The organism is Glycomyces algeriensis (assembly GCF_027622855.1).
Classification (GTDB): Bacteria; Actinomycetota; Actinomycetes; order Mycobacteriales; family Micromonosporaceae; genus Glycomyces; species Glycomyces algeriensis.
The window spans coordinates 247,132-271,768 of sequence record NZ_JAPZVR010000002.1; the positions used below are offsets into that span (position 1 = coordinate 247,132).

General features: G+C 70.4%; 22 protein-coding genes and 1 pseudogene. 7 read left to right on the plus strand and 16 right to left on the minus strand.

The window, feature by feature from the left end; genetic code table 11:
- The first annotated feature begins 110 nt into the window (after positions 1-110).
- Positions 111-557, plus strand: coding sequence for a YrdB family protein (locus O2L52_RS04365; RefSeq protein ID WP_270114104.1), 447 nt, complete (start codon positions 111-113; stop codon positions 555-557).
- Here O2L52_RS04365 and O2L52_RS04370 read toward each other — a convergent pair.
- The 12 genes and pseudogenes from O2L52_RS04370 to O2L52_RS04425 all read right to left on the minus strand — a co-directional run bounded on the left by O2L52_RS04370 (position 538) and on the right by O2L52_RS04425 (position 10,994).
- A complete protein-coding gene (locus O2L52_RS04370; protein ID WP_270114105.1) occupies positions 538-993 on the minus strand; it encodes a DUF4190 domain-containing protein in 456 nt (151 codons plus the stop codon). The two genes, O2L52_RS04365 and O2L52_RS04370, sit on opposite strands and share 20 nt — an antisense overlap.
- Positions 994-1,183: 190 nt before the next feature.
- Positions 1,184-1,738: pseudogene (locus O2L52_RS25410) on the minus strand (phosphatase PAP2 family protein); the annotation flags it as partial.
- A gap of 14 nt (positions 1,739-1,752) precedes the next feature.
- The gene (locus O2L52_RS04380; protein ID WP_270114107.1) at positions 1,753-3,348 is read right to left on the minus strand and encodes a penicillin-binding transpeptidase domain-containing protein; all 1,596 of its coding nucleotides are present in this window, start codon (positions 3,346-3,348) and stop codon (positions 1,753-1,755) included.
- Between the two features lie 159 nt (positions 3,349-3,507).
- A complete protein-coding gene (pheT, locus tag O2L52_RS04385; protein WP_270114108.1) occupies positions 3,508-6,018 on the minus strand; it encodes a phenylalanine--tRNA ligase subunit beta in 2,511 nt (836 codons plus the stop codon).
- A 3-nt stretch (positions 6,019-6,021) separates the two neighbouring features.
- Positions 6,022-7,089 carry a phenylalanine--tRNA ligase subunit alpha gene (gene pheS / locus O2L52_RS04390; protein ID WP_270114109.1) on the minus strand — a complete coding sequence of 356 codons (1,068 nt, stop codon included), beginning with the start codon at positions 7,087-7,089 and terminating at the stop codon, positions 6,022-6,024.
- Complete coding sequence (locus tag O2L52_RS04395) at positions 7,086-8,042, minus strand: TrmH family RNA methyltransferase (protein WP_270114110.1); 957 nt, start codon at positions 8,040-8,042, stop codon at positions 7,086-7,088. Before O2L52_RS04395 ends, pheS begins: the two co-directional genes overlap by 4 nt.
- Positions 8,043-8,426, minus strand: a complete 384-nt coding sequence (rplT, locus tag O2L52_RS04400; RefSeq protein WP_270108037.1) for a 50S ribosomal protein L20 — start codon at positions 8,424-8,426, stop codon at positions 8,043-8,045. It abuts the gene before it with no gap.
- Between the two features lie 49 nt (positions 8,427-8,475).
- A complete protein-coding gene (rpmI, locus tag O2L52_RS04405) occupies positions 8,476-8,670 on the minus strand; it encodes a 50S ribosomal protein L35 (RefSeq protein WP_270114111.1) in 195 nt (64 codons plus the stop codon).
- A gap of 83 nt (positions 8,671-8,753) precedes the next feature.
- Positions 8,754-9,458, minus strand: a complete 705-nt coding sequence (gene infC, locus O2L52_RS04410) for a translation initiation factor IF-3 (protein ID WP_344472571.1) — start codon at positions 9,456-9,458, stop codon at positions 8,754-8,756.
- Between the two features lie 338 nt (positions 9,459-9,796).
- A complete protein-coding gene (locus O2L52_RS04415; RefSeq protein ID WP_270114113.1) occupies positions 9,797-10,264 on the minus strand; it encodes a PH domain-containing protein in 468 nt (155 codons plus the stop codon).
- 32 nt (positions 10,265-10,296) lie between these two features.
- A complete protein-coding gene (locus O2L52_RS04420; protein WP_136530083.1) occupies positions 10,297-10,692 on the minus strand; it encodes a hypothetical protein in 396 nt (131 codons plus the stop codon).
- Entirely contained in the window at positions 10,689-10,994 is a 306-nt protein-coding gene (locus tag O2L52_RS04425) for a ribbon-helix-helix domain-containing protein (RefSeq protein ID WP_270114114.1), read from the minus strand. Before O2L52_RS04425 ends, O2L52_RS04420 begins: the two co-directional genes overlap by 4 nt.
- Before the next feature lie 123 nt (positions 10,995-11,117).
- Here O2L52_RS04425 and O2L52_RS04430 point away from each other — a divergent pair, with 123 nt between their 5' ends.
- From O2L52_RS04430 to O2L52_RS04450, 5 genes are all read left to right on the plus strand, one after another.
- Complete coding sequence (locus tag O2L52_RS04430; protein ID WP_270114115.1) at positions 11,118-12,596, plus strand: aminopeptidase P family protein; 1,479 nt, start codon at positions 11,118-11,120, stop codon at positions 12,594-12,596.
- 399 nt (positions 12,597-12,995) lie between these two features.
- The gene (gene acnA, locus O2L52_RS04435) at positions 12,996-15,716 is read left to right on the plus strand and encodes an aconitate hydratase AcnA (RefSeq protein WP_344472574.1); all 2,721 of its coding nucleotides are present in this window, start codon (positions 12,996-12,998) and stop codon (positions 15,714-15,716) included.
- A gap of 141 nt (positions 15,717-15,857) precedes the next feature.
- Positions 15,858-16,250: a VOC family protein gene (locus O2L52_RS04440; RefSeq protein WP_270114117.1), complete on the plus strand. Its 393-nt coding sequence runs from the start codon at positions 15,858-15,860 to the stop codon at positions 16,248-16,250.
- Positions 16,251-16,343: 93 nt separating this feature from the next.
- Positions 16,344-16,799, plus strand: coding sequence for a DUF3291 domain-containing protein (locus tag O2L52_RS04445; RefSeq protein ID WP_270114118.1), 456 nt, complete (start codon positions 16,344-16,346; stop codon positions 16,797-16,799).
- Between the two features lie 251 nt (positions 16,800-17,050).
- Positions 17,051-18,130, plus strand: coding sequence for an NAD(P)-binding domain-containing protein (locus tag O2L52_RS04450; protein ID WP_270114119.1), 1,080 nt, complete (start codon positions 17,051-17,053; stop codon positions 18,128-18,130).
- Here O2L52_RS04450 and O2L52_RS04455 read toward each other — a convergent pair.
- The 4 genes from O2L52_RS04455 to O2L52_RS04470 form a co-directional block, all read right to left on the minus strand.
- On the minus strand, positions 18,072-18,974 hold the full coding sequence (locus O2L52_RS04455) for an endonuclease/exonuclease/phosphatase family protein (RefSeq protein WP_270114120.1): 903 nt from the start codon (positions 18,972-18,974) through the stop codon (positions 18,072-18,074). The genes O2L52_RS04450 and O2L52_RS04455 overlap by 59 nt on opposite strands.
- A gap of 40 nt (positions 18,975-19,014) precedes the next feature.
- On the minus strand, positions 19,015-19,926 hold the full coding sequence (locus O2L52_RS04460) for an endonuclease/exonuclease/phosphatase family protein (protein ID WP_270114121.1): 912 nt from the start codon (positions 19,924-19,926) through the stop codon (positions 19,015-19,017).
- Between the two features lie 173 nt (positions 19,927-20,099).
- Positions 20,100-21,788: a glycosyltransferase family 2 protein gene (locus O2L52_RS04465; RefSeq protein WP_270114122.1), complete on the minus strand. Its 1,689-nt coding sequence runs from the start codon at positions 21,786-21,788 to the stop codon at positions 20,100-20,102.
- A 331-nt stretch (positions 21,789-22,119) separates the two neighbouring features.
- Positions 22,120-23,535 (minus strand): FAD-dependent monooxygenase, encoded by a 1,416-nt coding sequence (locus tag O2L52_RS04470; protein WP_270114123.1) that lies wholly within the window; start codon positions 23,533-23,535, stop codon positions 22,120-22,122.
- 205 nt (positions 23,536-23,740) lie between these two features.
- On the opposite strand from O2L52_RS04470, the gene O2L52_RS04475 reads away from it, so the two are divergent.
- Positions 23,741-24,595, plus strand: coding sequence for a hypothetical protein (locus O2L52_RS04475; protein ID WP_270114124.1), 855 nt, complete (start codon positions 23,741-23,743; stop codon positions 24,593-24,595).
- Positions 24,596-24,637 lie beyond the last annotated feature (42 nt).

Below are 24,637 nucleotides of genomic sequence, written 5' to 3' on the forward strand. Positions count from 1 at the left end.
ATCCCATCATGTCCGGCGGACCGCGGCCTCAGTCTGGATGCCTAACCGCACCTCCGACTTTGGTCGCACCCGCCTCGGCGGCCCCACGTTCGGGCGACCATGATGGGCACGTGTCCGAACAGGAGAACCCCTCAGTGAACGGCGCGGCCCCGGCCGATGTCGAAGCCAATGTCGAAGCCGACGTCGAATGGGCCCGCTACACCGGCGCCGCCCGCACCCTCGTGCTCCTCAACTCGCTCCTGGCGCTCGTCTTGGAGCTGGCCATGTTCGGCTTCGTCGTCTGGTGGATCCTCACCCTCGACCTGCCGCTGCTCGCGCGGATCCCGATCGCGATCGCGGCCTTCGGCGCGTTCGCGACCCTGTGGGGGCTGCTGGTCTCGCCCAAGGCCCGCTACCCCCTGCCGACGGCGGGAACCGTCGCGTTCAAGCTAACCGCGTACGGCGTCAGCGCGCTGGCGCTGTGGGGCGTGGGCTACCCGTTCGCGGCGCTCGCGTTCGCGGTCCTCGCGGCCGCGAACACCGCTGTCGTCACGTACGTCAGAACCCGAGCAGCCTGAGCGCCCAGGTGGGGTCGTCGGTCGGGAAGTCGCTGTACCAGTCGCCGTTCTCGAGCTCGTTCACCGCGGAGCCGACGAGAGCGATCACGAAGATGTAGTACGCGATCCAGGCGATGGTCGCGGCGATCCCGATCCAGCCGAGCACCACGCCCGCTGTCGCCATGCCGTCGCCTTGGTCGCCGGTCTCGCGGATCTGGCGCTTCGCGACGGTGCCGAAGATGAGCGCGAGGATGCCGATCGGACTGCACACCCCGACGATCCCGCAGATCATCGCCGCGATCGCCATGCCGTTCGTGGGCCGCGGCGGCACGTACGGCGGGTACCCGTAGGGCTGCGGCGGGTACGGCACGTACGGCGGCTGGGCGGGCTGCTGGTACGGCTGCTGATATGGCTGCTGCGGGTCCTGTGGCTGGGAGTACGGGTCGGGCATGGTCATCGGGGGCACCTCTCAGAATGAACTGCCACCAGCTTAAGCGCTCGGAGCCAGTGCTCTGTGCCCCCGCGTCCGCCGTCTCGGGCGCGGTGCCTTCACGTAGGGCCCGTTCGCGGTCGAGGAGTGGCGCGAGCGCCCACCAGGTGAAGACGGCGACGGCCGCGCCGGTGGCCGAGCCCGCGAGCGTGTCGGTCAGCCAGTGGGCGTGCTGCCAGTTCCTGGAGACGATCATGGCGCAGGTGAGCACGACCGCGACCGGCCACCAGCGCCGCAGGTGCCGGGCCGGGACCAGGAGCACGGCGATGACGACCACGAGCGCGGCCATCCGGGAGCTGTGCCCTGACGGGAACGCCCATGAGTCGGTGTCCACCATGATGTCGGCCGGGCGCGGGCGTTCGCCCACGGCCTTGCCCACGTCGGTGATGAGCTTCGTCGCCGTGAGCACCGCGCAGGCGTAGACGGCCGAGCGCCAGCGCCGCACGAGGAGCAGCGCGACCACGCCGACCGCGAAGAGGACCAGGCCGAGCTCGCCCCCGAGGAAGTCGAAGAACGCCGCGACGTGCCACGCCGGGCTGTCGACGGGGCTGCCGACGAGGCCGTTCCACCAGTCGTCGAGGCCCTGCCACGGCGGCCCGGTCGGGTCGGTGCGCACCCAGATCGCGTCGCCGAGCACCGCGAGCGGCACGGCGATCGAGAGGATCAGGAGCAGCCGCGACCGCGGGAAGCCGTTGGGAGTCATGCGCGGCATCGTATCCGAGCCGCTCAGCACCAGGGCCAGTCGCACGGTTCTGAAGTCGAGGGCTCCGGTTCGGGCTCCTCCGAGGTCGTGGGTTCGGGTTCGGGTTCGGACGAGGTGGGGTCGGGCTCGGGTTCGGGTTCTTCGGTCGTGTCGTCGGGCGAGGGCGAGTCGGAGGCGCTCGGGGAGGCGGAGGCGTCCTCGCCGCAGCCTTCGGCGTCGGGGTTGGCCTCGCAGTACGCGCTGTCGGGGTCGATCTGGCCGTCGTCGCCGACGATGTCCTCGGTGAGGTCCTCGCCTTCGCCGGAGGCGCCGGGCAGCTGCTCGGCGGCGTAGTCGTTCGTCTCGATGGCGGTGTCGATCACACTGCGCCACAGGGGTACTCCGCCGTCGGCGGCGGCTTCGCCGTTGGCCCAGGCGGCGACGCTCAGCTGCGGTATCGCGCCGACGAACCAGGCCTGGGTGGTCTCCCCGTGGTAGTCGGCGCCCGCGCCGAAGAAGTCGCGGTCCTCGATCGCCTGGGCTTCGCCGAGGCCGAGGAATTGCAGGTCCTGGGCGGTGGTGTCGGCGAGGGCCTGGTTGGTGGCGATCTCCTGCCCGGGCGGGACCTCGTCGTCGCCGTCGTCGATGACGCGTTCGATGAAGTGGGTGTCGGCCTGGAGGCCGCCGGCGGCGATGGTGGCGTAGACGCCCGCCATGTCGGCGACGCTCACGGGGTAGGTGCCGAAGTCGGCGGCGCTGAGCCCGCCGTACTCCCCTGTGCTCAGGTCGTAGACGGTGCCTTCGCCGTCGGCGATGGTGTTGAGCCCCATGCGGTGCGCGGTGTCGAGCACGGCCTGGACGCCGTACTTCCCGGCGACGGCGTCCATGGCGGCGGTCCGCGACTCCTGGACGGCTTCGGCGAGGGTGACGTCGGTCGTCTCGTCGCTCCACCAGGACTCGATGGAGGCGCCGCCTTCGAGCGCGGTGGCGGCGGTGATCATGTCGAACACGGAGGACGGCGGGTGCGGCGCGGCGGCGCCGACCTGGTCGGTGCCGGAGGGGCCCTCGGCGCCGTAGTAGCAGCGCACCGCGCCCGTACCGGGTTCGACGGCGACGACGCCGGCCTCGCCGGGGGTCTGCTCGGCGGCCTCTTGGAGGGCCTGGTCGAGGGTGAGGACGACGCGGAGGCCGTCGGGCCGGGCGGCCTCGTCGTAGAGCTGCTCGGGGGTGAGGCCGTAGCGCGCCTCGAGTTCGGCGTTGATCTGCTCGACCAGCGAGGGGTGCCGGTCGGCGAAGTCGGCGGGGAGGGCCTGGCCGCCCGCGTAGAGGTAGGCGGCGTCCTCCTGGTCGGCGCCGCCCGCGCCGCCGTCGGGGAGGTTGGCGAGCACGATCGAGACGCCGATGGCGATCACGAGGCCCACGGCGCCCGCGACGGCCAGACGGGTCCGATCGAGCCGCAGGAGGCCGTGGAAGACGTGCGGATCGACCTTGATGGCCGAGAAGACGTTCGTGGCGTCCTTGCGCCGCGAGCCGTTGTAGGACGCGCCGGCGGTTCCGGCTCTGTGGCTGCCGGCCAGCGCGTCCTGCGAGCCGGTCCGCCTCCGCCGCCCACCGACGCGAGAGGGGTTCCCGTTATTCACAACACGTACCTTAAAAGGCGCGGACCATGCCCTAACCCCCGGCTCAGCGCTAACTGCGCGTAACCATCCGATTTGGACATGTAAATGGGGCGCACCGTCACTCCTGTGACAATGCGCCCCAAGGCGTTCGAGCAGGTCATCCGCGCTCGGCTGCGCCGATCAGACGCGGATCGCGGCACCGAACCGCTCGGCCGCGACCGCCACGGCGGCGTCGCGCACGGCCACGCCCTCCTCGTTCGTCAGCGTCCGGTCGGCTGCACGCAGCTCCAGCTTGAACGCGAGCGACTTCTTGCCCTCGCCGAGCTTCGCGTCTCGGTAGACGTCGAAGAGCCGCAGCGAGTCGAGCAGTTCGCCCGCGCCTTCCCGCAGGGCCGCCTCGACCTCGCCGGCCGGGACCGGCTCGGCGACCACGATCGCCACGTCGATGAGCGTGGCCGGGAAGTGCGAGATCACCGGCGCGGGCGCCAGGTCCGGCAGCGGCAGGGCCGTCAGGTCCAGCTCCATCGCGGCGGTGCGCCGGGGCAGGCCCAGGCGCTCGCAGACCTCCGGATGCAGTTCGCCGGCGTGGCCGACGGGAATGCCGCCCACGCGCAGCTCCGCGCACCGGCCGGGGTGCCACGGTGCGGCCTCCCCTTGGGAGACTTCGAGGTGCACGCCCGATGCGGCGGCCACGACCTCGGCGGCCTCGACCGCGTCGGCCCAGTCGACCGCGCGTCCGGGCGCGTCGACGCCGGCGGGCACGGCCTGGCCGCACAGCACGGCCGCGACATGGCGCGGCTGCACCGGCAGCCGCCGGATCGCGGCGGCGATGGCCTCGTCCTCGGGCCGCTTGGAGACGGGCAGCTCGACCACTTCGAGGTCGCTCCAGCCCTCGGCGGGCTGGAAGACCAGGCCCTCCTCGAAGACCGCGAGGTCCTTCGCACCGCGCGCCAGGTTGATGCGGACGGCGTTCACCAGGCTCGCGAGCACGGTGGTGCGCAGCAGCGGCGCGGCGTCGTCGAGCGGGTTGAGCACCGCCACGGCCTCGCGCTGCGGGTCCTTCTCGTCCAGGCCCAGCTCGTCGGCGCGGTCGCGCGAGACGAACGGGAACGTGTAGGTCTCGGTGAACCCGTTGTCCGCCAAGGCCCGCGCCACGCGGCGGCGGCGCCGCTGCGAGGAGGTCAGGCCGGTCCCGGCGATCGCGCGCGGGATGCTCGAGGGGATGTGGCCGTAGCCGTGGAGACGGGCCACCTCCTCTACGAGGTCGGCCGGGTCGGTCAGGTCGGGGCGCCAGGAGGCGGGCACCACGGTGAGGACGTCGCCGCCCTCCACAGTGCCCTCCTTGACGATCCCGCCGACGACCTCGCAGCCGGCCGCTTCGAGTATCGCCACGATCAGGTCGCGGCCGTAGTCCACGCCCACGGTGCGCGAGGGCAGGTCCACGGGCATGACGATCGGCGTGATCGGCTCCCGGTTGTCGATGTCGGCCACGGCGTCCACAAGGGTCCCGCCGCCGTACTCGACCAGGAGGTCGGCCGCGCGTTGGGCGGCGAGCAGCGTGATGCCTGAGTCCGCGCCGCGCTCGTAGCGCTTGGAGGCCTCGGAGGTGAGCTTGTGCCGCCGCGAGGTGCGGGCGATCGAGGTCGGGTTCCAGTGCGCCGCTTCGATGAGCACGTTGCGCGTGTTCGGCCCGACCTCGGAGGTCTGGCCGCCCATGACGCCGGCGAGCGAGAGCGGGCCGGTGCCGTCGGTGATGACCATGTCCTCGGGGTCGAGCTTGCGCACCACGTCGTCGAGGGTCTTCAGGGTCTCGCCCGGCTTCGCCCGGCGCACGACCATGACGTCCTCGAGCGCGTCGCGGTCGAAGGCGTGCAGCGGGTGCCCCAGTTCGAGCATGAGGTAGTTCGTGACGTCCACGGCGAGGCCCAGCGGGCGCATCCCGGCCTGGGTGAGCCGCTTGGCCATCCACTCCGGCGACTCGGCGTTGGCGTCCACGTCGCGCACCTCGCGCAGCGTGAAGCGCGTGCAGCCGTCGGTCTCGACCCGCACCGGGTAGGGCGGGTGCTCGGTCGCGGCGGGCTCGGCGGCCTTCGCGGCCGGGTCGGTGAACGCGACGCCAAGGCGGTGCGCGACCTCGCGGGCGATGCCGCGCACGGAGAAGCAGTAGCCCATGTCGGGGGTGATCGCCAGCTCGAACACGACATCGTCGAGGCCGACGACCGGGCGCGCGTCCTCACCGACCGTGACACTGTCGTGAACGGCACTGTCGAGGACGATGATGCCCTCGTGGTCGTCGGAGACGCCGAGTTCTCGGGCCGAGCAGATCATGCCGTCCGAGAGGCGGCCGTAGGTCTTGCGCGAACCGATCTTGAAGCCGCCGGGCAGTTCGGCGCCGGGCAGTGCCACGACGACGAGGTCGCCTTCGGCGAAGTTCCGCGCGCCGCAGATGACCGAGCGCGGCTCGGCCTCGCCGACCTCGACCCAGCAGTGGCGGATCGGCTTCTTGAACTCGGTCAGCTCCTCGATGGAGGCGACGCGGCCGACCACGAGCGGGCCGGTCACGCGGCCGCGCAGGTCGTCGACCTCTTCGACCTCGAGCCCGGCCTCGACCAGGGCGGCGTCGAGCGCCGCCGTGGACAGGTCGGCGGGCAGGGCGGCGTACTCGGCGAGCCAGGAAACGGGAATCCTCATCGTCTACTCCTCCACCTTCAGCCCGGCGGGGAACCGGACGTCGCCGTCGATGATGTCGCGCAGGTCGGTGATGCCGTGGCGCAGCATGAGCGCGCGCTCCACGCCCATCCCGAACGCGAAGCCCGAGTACACGTCGGGGTCGATGCCGCAGGCGCGCAGCACGCGCGGGTTGACCATGCCGCAGCCGCCCCACTCGATCCAGCGCGGCCCGTCCTTGTGCGCGGCGAACCAGACGTCGACCTCGGCGCTCGGCTCGGTGAACGGGAAGTACGAGGGGCGCAGGCGCGTGATCGCCTCGGCCCCGAAGACCGACTTCGCGAAGTGGTCGAGGGTGCCCTTGAGGTCGGCCATGGTGATGCCCTTGTCGACCACGAGGCCCTCGGTCTGGTGGAACACCGGCGAGTGCGTCGCGTCGACCTCGTCGGTGCGGTACACGCGGCCGGGCGCGACCGTGTAGATCGGCGGCTCCTGCGTGAGCATCGTGTGGATCTGCACCGTGGAGGTGTGCGTGCGCAGCACCATGTTCGAGCCGTACCCGCCCTTGCCGTCGGCGATGTGGAACGTGTCCATCATGGTCCGGGCCGGGTGGTCGGGGTGGATGTTGAGCGCGTCGAAGTTGAACCACTCGAGTTCGACCTCGGGGCCTTCGCCGATCTCGTAGCCCATCGCGACGAACAGGTCGGCGATGCGGTCCATCTGGACGTTGATCGGGTGGCGCGCGCCTTCGCGGCGGCGCGGCGTGCGGGCCGTGACGTCGACGGTCTCCTCACGGAGGATCCGGGCCGCCTCGGCGGCCTTCAGGATCTCCTCGCGGGCCTCGAACAGGCCGGTGATCTCGGTGCGGGCGGCGTTCACGTTGCGGCCGGCCTCACCGCGCTCCTTGCCCGGGATCGAACCGATCGCCCTGCGGGCCAAGGAAACCGGGGCCTTGTCGCCGAGCGTGGCGGACTTGGCGGCGGCGAGTTCCCCGAGGTCGGAGGCGGCGGCGATGATCGCGGCGGCGTCCTTGACGGCCCCGGCGAGGGCCTCGGGCTGGAGCAGGCCAGCCTCGTTCTCAATGTCTGTGCTCATACGTCTTTCTCCTGGCGGGACCTAAAGGAGTCTAGAAAAGGCAGGCGGCTCGGCCGCAGCCCGCTAGGGAAGACGTGGACGACTAACGCCACAGCCCGCACCCGGCGGGCTGGATAAATTCGCGAGAGCCGATTGACATGACACCAGTCTAACTTTCGTCGCTGTGCGGCCGCACTGGCATATAGGCACACCCCGGCGGCGACTGCGAGGTTCAAGCTCTCGGCCTTGCCCCAGATCGGGACGCCGACCTTGCGGTGCGCCAGGGCGGCGGTGGCCTCGTCGAGGCCGTGGGCCTCGGAGCCGAACAGCCAGACCGTGGGCGCGTCCAGGTCCCCTGCGCCGTCGAGGGCGTACAGGTCGTCGCCGTCGGCGGCGGCCGCGAGGATCTGGGCGTGCGGGAACAGGTCGAGCGCGTCGGCCGTGTCGGCGGCCCGGACCACCGGCAGGTGGAACAGGCTCCCGGCGGAGGACCGCACGCATTTGCCGTTGTACGGGTCGACCGAGTCGGTCGCGAAGACCACGCAGTCGGCCCCGGCCGCGTCGGCGGCGCGCAGCACCGTGCCGGCGTTGCCGGGGTCGGTGATGCCGTGGAGCACCGCGACCAAGGCCCCCTCAGCAGGGAGGGACTGGTCGAGGAACCTGCAGACCGCGACGAGCCCCTGCGGGGTCACGGTCTCGGCCAGCGCGGCCAGGCCGTCGTCGGTGCAGGCGTGCACGTGGGCGCCCGCACTGAGGGCGGCGTCGATCAGGTCCGAGTGGCGCGTGTCGGCGTCGAGGTCGTAGAAGAGGTCTTCCACCACTCCGGCGCCGATGGCTTCGCGGACGGCCTGCGGCCCTTCGGCGAGGAACCGCTCGGCCTTGTCGCGGGCGCGGCGGCGCTGCAGCTTCCGGGCATTGACGACCCGGGACGACCGCGCGGTGAGCGCGTCCGTCCCGGGTGGGTCAAGCTGCATCTACTGCTCGGCGGGGGCGTTGACGTCCGCGGGGAGGGCCTGGCGGGCGACCTCGACGAGGGCGGTGAACGCCGCCGCGTCGTTGACGGCCAGCTCGGCGAGGATCTTGCGGTCGACCTCGACCTCGGCGAGGGACAGGCCCTGCATGAAGCGGTTGTAGGTGATGCCGTTCGCGCGGGCGGCCGCGTTGATGCGGGTGATCCACAGCTTGCGGAACTCGCGCTTGCGGTTCTTGCGGTCGCGGTACGAGTACGTGTACGAGTGGAGCAGCTGCTCCTTGGCCTTGCGGTACAGGCGCGAGCGCTGCCCGCGGTAGCCCTTGGCCTCTTCGAGTACGACGCGGCGCTTCTTCTTGGCGTTCACCGAACGCTTGACGCGTGCCACAGTTCAGTCTCCTTGCGTTTAAAGCGGATGGGTGGTCAAACGGAGTGGGCTAGAGGCCCAGCAGCTTCCGGACCTGCTTCTGGTCGGCGGGGGCGACTTCGCCGCGGCCCTGCTGCTCGCGCTTGAACCGACCGCTCTTGTGCTCCATGAGGTGGTTCTTGCCGGCCTTGCGGCGCATCAGCTTGCCGGAGCCGGTCACCTTGAACCGCTTCTTGGCACCGCTGTGGGTCTTCATCTTCGGCATCGTGCTTCTCCTCTGTGTTCAATGCCGGTCGGGGCGGGCGCGCTGGGGCGCCCGCGTCCGGCCGGTGAGTCAGGTGCTCGGGGTCAGGCCTCGGGCTGCTTCTCGGCAGGCTCCGTGGCAGGCGCCTCGGCGGGCGTCTCCGCAGGGGCCTCGGCCGCGACTTCCGCGGGAGCCTCAGCCGGAGTCTCCTCGGGGGCCGCCTCCGGGGCCGCTTCGGCCTGCTCGGCGTCGCCGCCGCCGCGGCTCTTGCGTCCGCCACCGCTGCCGCCGCTGTTGCTCTTGATGATCTCGCCCTTGGGGCGGATCGGAGCGACGACCATGATCATGTTGCGGCCGTCCTGCTTCGCGGCCGATTCGATGATCGCGAGGTCGGACAGCTCTTCCGCGAGCTTGTCCAGCAGGCGCCGGCCGAGCTCAGGGCGCGACTGCTCGCGACCGCGGAACATGATGGTGATCTTGACCTTGTCCCCGGCCGTGAGGAACCGCACGATGTGACCCTTTTTGGTCTCGTAGTCGTGCTTGTCGATCTTCGGCCGGAGCTTCATCTCTTTGATGACGGTCTGCTGCTGGTTGCGGCGGGAAGCACGGGCCTTCTGGGCGGACTCGTACTTGTACTTGCCGTAGTCCATGAGCTTGCAGACCGGCGGACGGGCGGTGGGTGCGACTTCGACCAGGTCCAGGTCGACGTCGGCGGCCAGTTGCAGGGCTTTGTCGATCGACACGATGCCGACCTGTTCCCCTGCCGGGCCGACCAGGCGCACTTCCTTGGTCCGAATCTGGTCGTTAATACGCAGATCGCTGATGGGGCCTCCTTGGTTCGCGATTCTCGCCGATGTCAACATCGGCGCCCCTGTGGCTGTTCCGGTCGTCGGGGCGGGAGCCCCGGCGGCTTGTCGTTGCAAGCGTGACCCAGCACAGGCCTCACGCGAGTGAGGTCCCCAAAAGAAAAGACCCCGGCGTCAGCCAGGGTCCACTCCAAGGGCACGGCGATCATGTCGCCGTACGTGACCCGTTCACCTGTCGGCTCCCCCTGAAGGGGTCCCGGCTGCGGGTGGGAGCTGGACTCCGCTTGCGGCACCGCTCGCCATAAAGATGGCACGGTGCGATCGACACGCAATACTAGCACCTAGCTGCGGGACTGCTCCAAGAGTGCTCGCAGGTGTTTGATCGCCGCCACAGCGCGTTCCTTGTCGCTGACCTGCACGGCCATGATCGACATCTCGTCGTCGTCCGCGAGTTCCACGGTGGCCCAAGTCATCTTGTCCGTGAAGTTGATGGCGGTGACGACCTGCCAGGGGAAGAAGCGCTTGGAGGCGACGTTGGTCACCTCGACGCCCTTCTCGTCGGCACGCACGCGCAGGCGCAGGAAGCTGAGGGCGATGGCGGCGCCGATGACGCCGAGGCCGATCATCCCGGCCTGGTCGAGCCAGGTGATCGCACCGCCCTCGAAGGTCTCGTTGCCGAGGGTGAAGGAGAGGGCGGTGAAGCCGACGAACGCGATGCCCGCGCCGATCCAGGCGCCGATGCGGGACTTGCGAGGTCGGTAGTCGAGTTGGCCCAGATCGCTCATGGTCTGCTCCTGTACGGCGGTCACGCGCGCTCCTCCATTGTCCTTCGGTTCACGGCTCAAGGCAATTGGTCGATCTCGAGGCCCGAGTCGAATGCAAGCAGCGTCTTCGGCTCGCCCGTCACGATGGGCCAGCCGGGGCGGTTCAGGCCACACCAGGCGACGTGCCCGGCGGCGATGTTGCCGTGCTGGCGCGAGCGCGAGAGCATGAGGCCGACGTCGCGGGCGGACTTCTGGTCGAGGTCCATGACCACGGTGACGGGCAGGCCGAGCAGCACGAGGAGGGCGTCGCGGTCGCGGCGGCGGGCCTGCGACCAGGCCTCGGCGAGGGCCCCGGAGGGGATCGCGAGGACCACGTTCTGCTCGAGCGCGGTGAAGACGACGGCCTGCGGGTAGGGCATGGACGTGGCGAAACCGACGATGGCGGACACGTCCAGGATGCGGCCGCCGATCACGTATCGGCCTCTCCTTCTTTGTCGTCGACGCCGAGTTTCTCGCGGGCCCAGGCCAGGTGCTCGGCGCTGGGGGCGTGGCCCTTGCGCTCGAAGAGGTCCTGGAGCTCGCTGAGGGAGCGGTCGCGCTCGAGGCGCTCGGCGACGGCGGCGGCGACGTACTCGTCGACCGAGGAGGCCCGCCCGACCGCGACGAGGCGGCGGATCTGCTCGAGCTGGGAGCCGGAGAGCGTGACGCTCGGCCTCGTGGGCCCGGCCCCCGCGCCGGCGGGAGGATTGAGCGACGAATTGGCGCGATCGGTCACGATTTCCAGGGTAGCGGTGGCTCAGGCGTTCGCACTAGCCGCCATCGCCCGCTCATGTCAGTAGTACCGTCGTGGTGAGGCACATCCACCTCATCTGTCGACGATGGTCGGGAAGGACCTGTCATGGCTGAGAAGAAGTCCGGCGAGCGGCCCCACGACCCCAAGTTCCCCGAGAAGTTCCTGAACTTCATGCGCACGGGCTGGGGCGCGACGGAGCTCGACGTGGCCGAGTCGGCGCAGGCGGCCTATACGGCCCGCCGCCGCGAGGCGGTCTCGGCGGCCTTCCCGGGCGAGACGGTCATCGTCCCCACGGGGGCCGAGAAGACCCGCTCGAACGACACCTTCTTCCGCTTCCGCGCGGGCTCGGACTTCGCGTGGCTCACCGGCGACCTCGACCCCGAGGGCGTGCTGGTGCTGCACTCGAACGGGTCCGGCCACGACGCGGTGCTGTACCGGCGCCCGCGCAAGGGCTACGACTCGGACGAGTTCTTCCGCTCCGCGAAGTACGGCGAGCTGTGGATCGGCCGCAAGCGCTCGCTGCAGGAGACCAGCGTCGAACTGGGCATCGAGGTCCGCGACGTGGAGCGGCTCGACAGCGAGCTGCAGGGCCTCGAGCGCGGCAAGGTGCGCGTGCTGCGCGGCTTCGACGCGGGCGTCGATGCGCGCTTCGCGGCCGAAGAGGCGGCGCTGGGCGCCGAGGGCCACCCGCTGCTGACCCGCGACGGCGAACTCGCCGCGGTGCTCTCCGAGCTGCGCCTGGTCAAGGACGCGTGGGAGCTGGAGCAGCTGCAGGACGCGGTCGACATCACCGTGCGCGGCTTCGAGGACGTGGCGCGCGTGCTGCCCTCGAGCGGCTCGATCCCCGAGCGGGCCCTTGAGGGCGTGTTCGGGCTGCGGTCGCGCCTGGAGGGCAACGGCCTCGGGTACGACTCGATCGTGGGCGCCGGCCCGCACGCGACGACCCTGCACTGGATCACCAACGACGGGCGCACGACGCCGGGCGAGCTGATCCTCATGGACATGGGCGTGGAGAACAACCACCTCTACACCGCGGACGTCACGCGGACCCTGCCGGTGAGCGGGTCGTTCACGCCGCTGCAGCGGGAGGTGTACGACATCGTGCACGCGTCGCAGCAGGCGGGCATGGACGTCATCAAGCCCGGTACTGAGTTCCAGGAGATCCACCAGACCTGCATGCGGGTGCTGGCCGAGGGCCTCAAGGGCCTCGGGGTCCTGCCGGGCTCGGTCGACGAGGCGCTCGACAAGGACTCGCTGATCTACCGCCGCTGGACCCTGCACGGCTTCGGCCACATGCTCGGCCTCGACGTGCACGACTGCGCGAACTCGCGCCCCGAGCACTACTACAAGGGCGCCGTGCAGGAGGACTTCGTGCTCACCGTCGAACCGGGCCTGTACTTCCAGGCCAACGACGAGCTGGTGCCGGAGGAGCTCCGCGGCGTGGGCATCCGCATCGAGGACGACGTGCGGGTCACCGCCGAGGGCTGCGAGAACCTCTCGGCCGGGCTGCCGCGCACGTCGGACGAGGTGGAGACCTGGCTGGCCGCCCAGCGTGAAGCCGGTCCGCGCCTCGCCGGAGCCTGATCCTATAGGATATATCCTATGTGATCCGGCGCAGTGAGGCTGGGCACAGGGTCGCCGCAGGCCCCGAAAACCTCCCGCGTATAGTCCGAATTAAGACTTATATCCACCGCACCGGGCCGGCGGTGGCAGGCGCACCGCACACCAAATCGCCTGCCGCCGTCGGCCTTCAATCTCCCTCACGGCCCGGACGCGTTCTCCTGCAACAGGATCGAGCCTCCCAGTCCCTCGTTAGGCTCGGCTAAGCAACCCCTTGGAAACGCCGGGTGCTACAGTTGGCTCCGTAAATAAGACGGACGTACTGTTTTAGAGTCGGCGGCTCTGCCCGACCCCGGTTCCCGGCCCTTCAGGTTGGGGCAGACTGAAGCCGACCTTCAAATCCTGAATCGAGGAGCTCTCATGGTGAGTACGGACTCCTTCGGCGCCCGCGAGACGCTGCGGGTCGGCGAACACGAATACGACATCTTCAACATCGCAAAGGTCGAGGGACACGACCGGCTGCCGTACAGCCTCAAGGTCCTCCTCGAGAACCTCCTGCGCAACGAGGACGGCGCGGACATCACCGCCGACCACATCCGGGCGCTCGGCTCCTGGGACCCCGCCGCCAAGCCCAGCACCGAGATCCAGTTCACGCCCGGCCGCGTGATCATGCAGGACTTCACCGGCGTCCCCTGCGTCGTCGACCTCGCCACCATGCGCGAGGCCGTCCGCGACCTCGGCGGCGACCCGTCCAAGGTCAACCCCCTCGCGCCCGCCGAGATGGTCATCGACCACTCCGTGATCGTCGACTTCTTCGGGCACCCCGACTCCTTCAAGCGCAACGTCGAGCGCGAGTACGAGCGCAACCGCGAGCGCTACCAGTTCCTGCGCTGGGGCCAGACCGCCTTCGACGAGTTCAAGGTCGTCCCGCCCGGCACCGGCATCGTCCACCAGGTCAACATCGAGCACCTCGCGCGCGTCGTCATGACCCGCGACGGCGTCGCCTACCCCGACACCTGCGTCGGCACCGACTCCCACACCACCATGGAGAACGGCATCGGCGTCCTCGGCTGGGGCGTCGGCGGCATCGAGGCCGAAGCCGCGATGCTCGGCCAGCCCATCTCCATGCTCATCCCGCGCGTCGTCGGCTTCAAGCTCTCCGGCGACCTCCCCGCCGGGACCACCGCCACCGACCTCGTGCTCACCATCACCGAGATCCTCCGCGACCACGGCGTCGTCGGCAAGTTCGTCGAGTTCTACGGCGAAGGCGTCACCGCGGTGCCCGTCGCCGACCGCTCCACCCTCGGCAACATGGCCCCCGAATTCGGCTCCACCTGCGGCATCTTCCCCATCGACGAGCGCACCGTCGAGTACCTGCGCCTCACCGGCCGCAGCGACGAGCAGATCGAGCTCGTCGAGGCCTACGCCAAGGCCCAGGGCATGTGGCACGACCCGGCGAAGGAGGCCGAGTACTCCGAGTACCTCGAGCTCGACCTCTCCACCGTCGTGCCCTCCATCGCCGGCCCGAAGCGCCCGCAGGACCGCATCCAGCTCGACCACGCCGGGCACCAGTGGCGCCGCGACGTCGCCAACTACGTCCACGACGAGGCCGGCGAAGAGTCCTTCCCCGGCTCGGACGCCCCGGCGGAGAAGGCGAACGGCTCCCGCCCGCACAACCCGCAGACCGTCAAGTCCGAAGCCGGCGAGTTCGAACTCGACCACGGCGCCGTCGTGATCGCCGCGATCACCTCGTGCACCAACACCTCGAACCCGTACGTCATGGTCGGCGCGGGCCTGCTCGCCAAGAACGCCGTCGAGGCCGGCCTGCTCTCCAAGCCGTGGGTCAAGACCTCCCTCGCGCCGGGCTCGCAGGTCGTCACCGGCTACCTCACCCGCGCCGGGCTCTCCCCGTACCTCGACAAGCTCGGGTTCAACCTCGTCGGCTACGGCTGCACCACCTGCATCGGCAACTCCGGCCCGCTCCCCGAGGAGACCTCGGCCGCGGTCCAGGCCGGCGACCTCGCCGTCGCGGCGGTCCTCTCGGGCAACCGCAACTTCGAGGGCCGCATCAACCCCGACATCAAGATGAACTACCTCGCGTCCCCGCCGCTGGTCGTCGCCTACGCGCTCGCCGGCACCATGGACGTGAACCTCACGACCGACGCCATCGGCAAGGGCAAGGACGGCCAGGACGTGTTCCTGCGCGACATCTGGCCCTCCGCCGAGGACATCCGCGAGGTCGTCGACGGCAACATCGGCCGCGACATGTTCCTCAAGGAGTACGCCTCCGTCTTCGACGGCGACGAGACCTGGCAGTCCCTGCCGATCCCGACCGGCAACACCTTCGAATGGGCCGACGACTCGACCTACGTGCGCAAGGCCCCCTACTTCGAGGGCATGCCGGCCACCCCGGCCGCCGTCGAGGACATCGCGGGCGCCCGCGTCATGGCGAAGCTCGGGGACTCGGTCACGACCGACCACATCTCCCCCGCCGGCTCCATCAAGGCCGACTCGCCCGCCGGGTCGTACCTGAAGGACCAGGGCGTGTCCCCGGCCGACTTCAACTCCTACGGCTCGCGCCGAGGCAACCACGAGGTCATGGTCCGCGGCACCTTCGCGAACATCCGCCTGCGCAACCAGCTCGCGCCGGGCACCGAAGGCGGCTGGACCCGCGACTTCACCCAGGCCGGCGGCCCGGTCTCGACCATCTACGACGCCTGCCAGAACTACGCCGCGGAGAACACCCCGCTGGTCGTCTTCGCCGGCAAGGAGTACGGCACCGGCTCCAGCCGCGACTGGGCCGCGAAGGGCACCCGCCTGCTGGGCGTCAAGGCCGTCATCGCCGAGTCGTACGAGCGCATCCACCGCTCGAACCTCATCGGCATGGGCGTCCTCCCGCTCCAGTTCCCCGAGGGCGAGTCGCACCAGAGCCTCGGCCTCACCGGCGAGGAGACCGTCTCGATCACGGGCGTCACCGCGATCAACGACGGCATCCCGGAGACGGTCACCGTGACCGCCGTGAACCCCGAAGGCGCCGAGACCACCTTCGAGGCCGTCGTCCGCCTGGACACCCCGGGCGAAGCCGAGTACTACCGCAACGGCGGCATCCTCCAGTACGTCCTCCGCGGACTGCTGGCGAGCTGACACCGTGAACGACAGCGAGGGGCGGACCGGCAACGGTCCGCCCCTCGCTTCGTCCCCCGCCTGAATCCGGCGACGCCCGCGCCCGCCCTCCTCGGCGTGCCCGCCGCCGGCCGACCCCCACCGTTCGCAAAGGAGCGCACCATGAACCCGCAGCGCGGCACCTCGCCGTTCGGATACGGCGTCCACCATGTGCAACTGGCCATCCGCCCCGCGGGCGAGGACGCCGCCCGCGCGTTCTACGTCGGGGTCCTCGGCATGACCGAGGTTGCGAAGCCGTCGGAGCTCGCCAAACGCGGCGGCCTGTGGCTGCGCACCGACGCCCTCGAACTCCACCTCGGCGTCGACGCGGGCCACGTGCCCTCCGCGAAGGCCCACCCCGGCATCCTCGTCGCCGACCTCGACGCGCTCGCCGCCCGCCTCGCCGCCGCCGGATGCCCGGTCGAGTGGGACGCCGACTTCATCGGCTACCGCCGCTGCTACTCCCGCGACCCGTTCGGCAACCGGCTCGAGTTCCTGACGCCCCTCGCCGACTGAGGCCCCGCGCCGAAAACCCGGTCGACTGGGGTGCGACTGGGTTTCGCCCCCGGCCGTTGACGGCGGGTTCGGAGCGCTGGCAGGCTGCTTCTCATGAGTGCGGATTACGAACTGGCGCAAGTGAACATCGGGCGGATCCTGGCCCCCTTCGACAGCGAGGCGATGTACGGGTTCACTTCGAAGCTGGAAGAGGTGAACGCCGTCGCGGACGGCGCCGAGGGGTTCGTCTGGCGCCTGGTCGACGAGGGCGGGGCCGACGCGACCGACTTCCGGGTGTTCGGCGACGAGTGGCTCGCGGTCAACCTCTCGGTGTGGACCTCGCCGGAGGCCTTGCACGCCTACGTCTTCGGACCCGAGCACCGCGCGATGCTCAAGCGGCGGCGCGAGTGGTTCGCGCACCTCGCCGAGGCGTACTCCGCGATGTGGTGGGTCCCGGCCGGGCACCGGCCGGCCCTGCCCGAGGCGGAGAAGCGGCTGACGATCCTGCGTGAGAAGGGCCCGACCGCCGAGGCCTTCACCATGAAGGAATCGTTCCCGGAGCCTGCGTAGGGAACCAGGAAGCAGAGTCCGGAGCCTGCGTAGGGAACCAGGGAGCACAGTCCGGAGCCTGCGTAGGGAACCAGGAAGCGCAGTCCGGAGCCTGCGTACGGAACCAGGGAGCACAGTCCGGAGCCTGCGTAGGGAACCAGGAAGCGCAGTCCGGAGCCTGCGTACGGAACCAGGAAGCACAGTGCAGCACCTGGCGAGTGAAGGGCCTCACCCAGCGGAATCGCCCGCTCGGCGCGGTCGTTCCACTAGAGGTGAATCGCGAGGTCGAGGTCGTCGTCATCGGGGCCGGGCAGGCCGGGCTCTCGGCCGCCTACTACCTGCGCCGGCACTTCGCACCCGGGACCGGGTTTGCGGTCCTCGACCATGCCCCGCACGCGGGCGGGGCGTGGCAGTTCCGGTGGCCGACGCTGACGTTCGCGACCGTGAACGGGGTGTACCGGCTGCCCGGCATGGACGTCCCCGAACCCGAGCCGACCACCCCCGTCTCCGGCGTGATCTCGCAGTACTTCACCGACTACGAGCGCGAGTTCGACCTGCGCGTGCAGCGGCCCGTGTCCGTGAGCGCGGTGCGGTCCCTCCCCGACGAGCGCCTCGAGGTCGTCACCGACCGGGGCACCTGGATCACCCGCGCGCTCATCAACGCCACCGGCACCTGGGAGCGCCCGTTCTGGCCCCGCTACGCGGGGCAGGACCGGTTCAATGGCAGGCAGCTGCACACCGCGCAGTACCGCGGCCCCGACGAGTTCGCGGGGCGGCGCGTCGCGGTAGTCGGCGGCGGGATCTCCGGGATCCAGCACCTGCTCGAGATCGACCCGCTCGCCGCGTCCACGCACTGGATCACCCGGCGCGAACCGCAGTGGCGCTCAGGGGACTTCAACCCCGACCGGGGCCGCGAGGCCGTCGCGATGGTCGAGGAGCGGGTGCGGCGCGGGCTGCGGCCGCAGTCGGTCATCAGCGTCACCGGGGTGCCGATGACGCCCGCGATCCGGGCCGCGCGCGAAGCGGGCGTGCTCGACCGCCTGCCGATGTTCGACCAGATCACGCCTGACGGTCTGCGCTGGGACGACGGCCGCTTCATCGCCGTCGACACGATCCTGTGGGCCACCGGGTTCCGGGCGGCGCTTGACCACCTCGCGCCGTTGAAGCTCCGCGGATCGGGCGGCGGGATAATCATGGACGGCACGCGGGTGGCGGCCGATCCGCGCGTGCATTTGGTGGGGTACGGCCCGTCGGCCAGCACCGTCGGCGCGAACCGGGCCGGGAGGGCCGCGGTCAGTGCGATCCGCGCGTTCCTCGGTGCGACGTCCGCTCCCGCCGCGGCACGAGTCTGATCAGCGCCTGCACCGGCCAGTGGTCGGAAGGGGTCAGATCGCCCTCGGCGTAAGCGTTCACGCCGGCCCGGTGGATCTCGACGGCGCAGTCCTCGCTGGACCGGGCGAGGATCCAGTCCATGCGGGTGGGGCCCTCGGTGGGCTGGGAGCGCCAGCGGTTGAACGTGGCCCAGTCCGGGGTGAGGCGTTCGTCCGCGTGCTCCCAGGCGTCGGCGAGGCCGCCCCCGGTCAGGGCCCGGTGGGTCGCGGAATCGGGGCCGCAGTTGAAGTCCCCGGCCACGATCACGGGGTCGAGGAAGGGCTCGATCGTGTCCAGGAGTATCCGCGCGCCCTTGCGGCGGGCCTTCTCGGAGCGGTGGTCGAAGTGGTTGTCGACCACGTAGAGCCGGCGTCCGGTCGCGCGGTCCTCCAGGTGCACCCAGGTGAGCATCCGGATGGTGCCGCTTCCCCAGTTGCGCGAGCCGATCACGTTGGGGTGCTTGGAGAGCCAGAGGTGGTCGTATTCGAGCGGGAGGAGCCGGGAGGCGTCCCAGAAGATCGCGGTGGCCTCGCTGCGGGAGCCGCCGCCGCGGCCGAGGTGGACCCAGTCGTAGCCGTCGAGGTCCTCGCGGAGCTCGAGGAGCTGGCGGTAGCGGCCTTCCTGGGTGCAGATGATCGAGGGCAGTTCGTTCTCGAGCACGGCCTTGACGAGGGGGCGGCGCTTCCACCACGAGTGCGGGGCGCGGCCGGAGGCGGACTTGAGGTTGTAGGTCATGACGTGCAGGAACGGTGGATCGACAGGCCCCAGGAGCGAGTGCGGCCCGTTCCTGGCGCCCTCCGGGGCGGCGGTCAGCGCGTCGTTCACCTTTTCAAGGGTATTAGCGCGGCCGCCGCCTCGGAGTCCTTTACGGGAGCTCGATGAGCGCCTGCGCCGGCCAGTGGTCGGAGGGGGTGCGCCCGTCCCTGGTGTAGGTGTTCACGCCGGCCTTGAGGATCCGCACCTCTGGGGTGGTGAGGATCCAGTCGATGCGCCGCTCCTCCTCGGTGGGGACCGGGTTCCAACCGTTCCAGGTGCCGTAGACGGGGGTGACCGGCTCCTCGGCGGCGAGCATGGTGTCGACGAGGCCGCCGTCGGTGAAGATCTGGTGGATCGGGGTGTCCGGGGTGTTGTTGAAGTCCCCGGCGACGATCACCGGGGAGGTCCACGCGCTGATGACGTCGAGGTTCATCTGCGCGCCCTGCTGCCGCGAGTCCTCGGACTGGTGGTCGAAGTGGTTGTTGACGACGTAGAAGTCCTTGCCGGTGCGCAGGTCCTGGAAGCGGACCCAGGTGAGCATCCGGACGACGTTGTTGCCCCAGCTCCGGGAGCCGATGAGCAGCGGTGTGTCCGAGAGCCACAGGTGGTCGTACTCGAGGGCCTTGAGGCGCCGCCGGTCCCAGAAGACCGCGGTGGCCTCGCTCTTGGAGCCGCCGAGGCGGCCGAGGTGGATCCAGTCGTGGTCCTTGAGGTCCTCGAGGACGTCCTGGTTCTGCGCGTACAGGCCCTCCTGCGTGAACAGGACGGTCGGCCGCTCCTTCTCGAGGAGCGCCTTGACGAGGGGGCGGCGCTCGTCCCAGGTGCGCGGCGAGGGGTCGCCGCCTTCGTAGCGGAGGTTGAAGGTGATGAGGTGGAGCCGGTCGCCGCGGGGTGCGCCGATGAGGGCGCCGCCGTAGGCCTCCTCGGCCTGGGCGGTGCCGGCGAGCGCGCCGGAGGCTACGGCGGAGGCGCCGACCGCGAGGCCGGCGCCGAGGACATTCCGTCTACTGAGGATGGTCATGGAACCTCTATATCTCAGGATGCCCTGCATTTCACAGGAAATCGGGTGGAAGGCAAGTCAACGACAAATGCCGCGAACCGAACAACCGCCTGCCGGTGAACTCGACGTGAATGCACCTCGGCCCCATGCGGAACGCCCTCCCCGTCGCGCCTTCGGCACGGCGGGGAGGGCGTTCACGCTCCTAAAGCGGCAGTGCTCCTGACGCGAGGATCGCGGTGGCCGCGATCAACCCGGTCCAGGTGAGGGCCGCCGACCAGTGCAGGCGGTTCGGTGACGGGCTTCTCTTGGGGCTCATGGCCTTCTCCTTCTACGGTGGCGTTCGGTTCCGGGCGCGCGCGGCCGCGTCGACGCAGCGCGCCCCAGGCGGCGGCCACTACGGGCGCCGCGAGGTAGGTGTGGACGCCGATGAGCACGGCCGCGCCCCACAGGCGCTCCCAGCCGTGGACGGCGACGTCGTAGGCGAGCAGGGCCCACATGGCGGCGAGCGTGCCGCCGGTCCACAGCAGCACCCAGTTCACGGCGGTGCGCACCAGCGGGTTGGCGCGGCGGCGCGCACCGGTCGGGACCCACTCGGCCGCCTTGCCGCCCAGCATGTCCCGCAGTGCGACCAGGTGCGCGAAGCTCGACAGGAGTCCGGCCCGTAGGGTCTCCAGGCGCGTGCGCGAGCGGTGCAGGAGCGGCAGCAGCACACCCCAGGTCCAGATCGGGACCAGGAACGGCAGCAGGTGCACCGGGCTGATCTGGTCGGGCTGCCAGGCGAGGACGATGAGCATCGGCAGCGGTACCGCCCAGATGTTCACCACCCCCATGATGTAGCCGCTGATCCCGGCCCAGAATCCGAGCTGCGCCCGCCAGGGCAGACCCATGCCCGGCAGCGCGCCGGGGCGGGCGAGCTCGAGATTGCCCAGGCACCAGCGGTACTGCTGGTTGAGGAAGGCCTCGAGGGTGTCGGGGCTCAGTCCCTTGGCGAGGGCCAGCGGCACGTACACGGTGCGCAGGCCGAGCCGGTAGAGGGCGAGCCCGGTGTAGAGGTCCTCGGAGTGGTCGCGCACCACGAAGCCGCCGACCCGGTCGAGGGCCGAGCGCCGGTACACGGCGTTGGAGCCGCAGCAGACGGCCACGTCGTCGGCGTCGCGGGCGGGCTGGAGCCAGCGGTAGAACTGCTCCTGCGCGGCGGCGCCGGTGCGCTGGAGCCAGCCCATGGAGCGGCCGGTGTCGAAGACCTGCGGCGACTGGACGATCGCGACGGAAGGCTCTGCGGTGTAGGGCATCAGGTGGTGGAGGAAGTCCGGGCGCGGGCAGAAGTCCGCGTCGAAGACGACCACGAACTCGGCTTCGGAGCGGCCGAGGCCGTGGTTGAGGTTCCCGGCCTTCTTTCCGACCCCGGGGTCGGGCCGGTGGACGTACGCGAACCCGTGCCGGGCGGCGAGTTCGCGCACCTCCTCCCGGTCGAGTTCGTCGAGGACGAGGACGCCGAGCGGGCCGTCCCAGGCGAGCGCGGCGACGTACCGGTAGGTGTTGGCGAGCACTTCGACGGGCTCACCGCAGGTCGGCAGCAGCACATCCACTGAGGGCGGTGCGTCGGGGCGGTAGGCGCTCGTGAGCAGTTGGTGCCCGGCGGGGGTGATGCGGCGTGCGCGGATGCCGTCGAGCATTGAGAGTCCGACGGCGGCCGTATTGAGGATCAGCACGATTCCGAACGGCCATAGTAGAGGATTGGCGAGCGCGAGGGCGACAGTGGCGGCCGCGGGGAAGAGGCACGAGGCGAACATGACCGCCATGACCCAGCGGCGTTGCGGTCCGAAGTAGTCGTAGAGCTCCGCATCGGTCGGCGGAGCTGGGAGTTCAGGATTGGCAGCCATGATGAGGGACGGCTCCGAGGGTGGTGAGGCGGGGAGATGCGGCCGGTCCACGGTGTCCGGCCTCCGATGCCGGATTCGGCAATGCCTTGAGGGTAGCGCTCCCACAACCTTGCGAGCAAGGGCGCATAGCGTATTTCTCGATCAATATGCCAAGTGCCACAAGGCAATGCCATCGATGATCTTCAGCGTTTCGAATAAATGGATCGACAATTCCCGATGCATTTCACGGCCCCGCCTGCCGATGCGCCTAAAGAGGACTGTCGATGCCGTTGTCGAACGCGCACGGCGACGGCGGCGGGCCGGAGCCCGCCGCCGCGGTGGTGTTCGGAGTTCAGCTCTTGCCCGCGTGGCTCTCCAGGTAGGCGCGGATCGCGGCGGGGTCGTCCTCGCCGGCCCAGCCGATGTAGGCGTCGGGGCGGACGATCGTGACGGTGCCGTCGGGGGCGGCCGAGGCGGCGTCGGCGACGAAGCCGGCTGCGTACGACTCGGCGCTGTCGAGGACCACGAACCTGCCGCCTCGCAGGGCCTCGTAGAGGCGGGTGCCGTCGGCGAGGTCGATGTCGTTGGCGCGGTGGCCCACGAGCCGGCCCTCGCCCTTCTCATGTCCGTAGTGGATGCCGATGCCGCTGATCATGCCGGTCATCTTGTGCATGATCGGCTTGATGCGAAGGGCGGTCTCGACGGCGATGCCGCGCACGGCCTGGCCGATCTTGGAGCGGTTGGCGGCGACGCGGACGAGCGCGCCGCTGGAGCGCAGCACCGCCTTGCCGACCGGGTGCCGTTCGCCTTCATAGGAGTCGAGCACGGCCGGGTCGGCGCCGCGCAGGGCGGCGGCGAGCTTCCAGGAGAGGTTCGCGGCGTCCTGGATGCCGGTGTTCATGCCCTGACCACCTGCGGGCGAGTGGCAGTGGGCGGCGTCGCCCGCGAGGAAGACGTTGCGGTCGCGGTAGGTCGGGGCCTGCCGCTCATCCGAGTGGAACCGCGAAGCCCACCGCTGGTCGTGCATGCCGAAGTCGGTGCCGAGCGCCAGCTTCGCGGCCGTCCGGATCTCCTCGAGCTCGACCGGGGCGTCGTCGGCCTGCTGGTCGGCGCTGTTCCAGGCGATGATCCGCCAGTAGCCGTCGCCGAAGTCGGTGACGAAGCAGAAGGCGCCGTTGGCACCCGCGGTGATCGGGCTCTGCGCGGGCGGTTCGGCGAGGAGCACGTCGGCGAGCATCATCGACTTGAGGACCGAGTCCCCGGGGAACGGGATGCCGACGGCCTCGCGGACCGGGGAGCGGACGCCGTCGGCGCCGACCACGTAGGCGGCGGTGTAGTCGCCCTGGTCGGTGTGGACGGTGACGCGGCCGCCGGCCTGGTCGACGCCGGTGACGGTGTGGCCGTAGTGGATCGTGACGCCGGCTTTGGCGGCGCGCTCGCGCAGCACACGCTCCACGTTGTACTGCGGGGTCATGAGCACGCACGGGAACCGGGTGTCGAGGTGGTTCAGGTGGAGCGTGGCCCGGCCGAAGAGGAAGAGCTCGTCGAGCTTGTTGCCGCCAAGGGCGAACAGGTCGTCGGCGACGCCGCGGGCGTCGAGGACTTCGAGGGTACGGGCGTGGACGGCGAAGGCCCTGGAGAGGTTCGAGAGCTCGGCACCGCGCTTCTCGAGGACGAGGACGTCCACGCCGGCTTCGGCGAGGTCGCCCGCGAGCAGCAGTCCGGTGGGTCCGGCTCCGACGACGATGACTTCCGCTTGGGTTGACATGGCGCTCTCCTTGGGGTGGTCCGCGACGCTTTAATTCATCACTTGATGAATTAACGGTAGCATCCCGGATCCCGCCATGGGAACCGTTGGGAGAGCAGGCTTCGCATGAGCTGAGCCACTCCCGGCGGCGAGCGCCCGGCCGCGCAGCGGCAGAGTCGGCGCTGCGGGACACCCGGGCCAATCCAGTTCATTTAGGATGCTTCGCATGCCCAGCCCCGAACACCAGCCAGGCGCCGCAGACGAGCCGCCGGCGCCCGAACCGACGCGCCCCAGCATGGAGGCCCGCCCGGAGCCGACGCCCCCCGCAGCGCACCTGCCCTTCCAGCCCCCGATGTACGCCGCCGCTCCCCTGCCGCCGCAACCGAAGCGCAGGAGCGGGCGCGTACTCGCCATCGCGCTCGTGATCGCCCTGATGATCGCCGGCGGGGTGGTCGGCTACCTCGTCACCGGCGACGACGACTCCGGTTCCGCCGCAGAGGAGTCCGCGTCCGAGGAGCCGAGCAGCGCGGCCGAGCTGAGCGACTCGCCCTCCCCCGAGGCCCCGTTGTTCTCCGGCGAGTTCCTGGAGGTGGCGACACTGGGCGCCAGCGTGCCGGTCGCGAACGACCGCTGGCAGCTCGACGAGGGGCCGGTCGACTTCGACTACGCGAAGGACGCGTCGCTCTACAACATCGAGCTCGCCGAGAACTGGTACGCCGCCTTCTCCGCGGGGCGCTATGCGATTCCCGAGCTGCCGTTCAGCCCGGAGACCATGGGCGACACCGCCTCCACGGTTGCCCGGGTCTGGGCCGAGAGTTCCGCGTCGGGCGGGGAGAACGGCCGCGCCTCAGACCCGGTGCTCACCGAGGTCACCGTGGACGGTCGCGCCGGGGTCCTCGCCGAGTCCACCGCCTCGTGGGACGGCTCGCAGTTCACCGCCGACGAGTACGAGCGAATCGTGATCCTGCTGGTCGACGTCGACGGGGTGAACGCGTTCGTGGCCGGGGCCTACATGCCGCAGTCGGCCGACGACGAGTACGACCTGCTCGTGGACGCCCTCTTGGCGACCACGTTCGCGTAGCCGGAAACGGCTCAGGGCCGCGGGAGGTGAGAAGCCCGCGGC

Bases quoted from the DNA above. Each gene is read 5' to 3' on its own strand.
- O2L52_RS04370 (WP_270114105.1), bottom strand. From the start codon at position 993: ATGACCATGCCCGACCCGTACTCCCAGCCACAGGACCCGCAGCAGCCA.
- pheT (WP_270114108.1), bottom strand. From the start codon at position 6,018: ATGAGGATTCCCGTTTCCTGGCTCGCCGAGTACGCCGCCCTGCCCGCC.
- pheS (WP_270114109.1), bottom strand. From the start codon at position 7,089: ATGAGCACAGACATTGAGAACGAGGCTGGCCTGCTCCAGCCCGAGGCC.
- O2L52_RS04395 (WP_270114110.1), bottom strand. From the start codon at position 8,042: ATGCAGCTTGACCCACCCGGGACGGACGCGCTCACCGCGCGGTCGTCC.
- rpmI (WP_270114111.1), bottom strand. From the start codon at position 8,670: ATGCCGAAGATGAAGACCCACAGCGGTGCCAAGAAGCGGTTCAAGGTG.
- O2L52_RS04430 (WP_270114115.1), top strand. From the start codon at position 11,118: ATGGCTGAGAAGAAGTCCGGCGAGCGGCCCCACGACCCCAAGTTCCCC.
- O2L52_RS04440 (WP_270114117.1), top strand. From the start codon at position 15,858: ATGAACCCGCAGCGCGGCACCTCGCCGTTCGGATACGGCGTCCACCAT.
- O2L52_RS04445 (WP_270114118.1), top strand. From the start codon at position 16,344: ATGAGTGCGGATTACGAACTGGCGCAAGTGAACATCGGGCGGATCCTG.
- O2L52_RS04460 (WP_270114121.1), bottom strand. From the start codon at position 19,926: ATGACCATCCTCAGTAGACGGAATGTCCTCGGCGCCGGCCTCGCGGTC.
- O2L52_RS04465 (WP_270114122.1), bottom strand. From the start codon at position 21,788: ATGGCTGCCAATCCTGAACTCCCAGCTCCGCCGACCGATGCGGAGCTC.
- O2L52_RS04470 (WP_270114123.1), bottom strand. From the start codon at position 23,535: ATGTCAACCCAAGCGGAAGTCATCGTCGTCGGAGCCGGACCCACCGGA.
- O2L52_RS04475 (WP_270114124.1), top strand. From the start codon at position 23,741: ATGCCCAGCCCCGAACACCAGCCAGGCGCCGCAGACGAGCCGCCGGCG.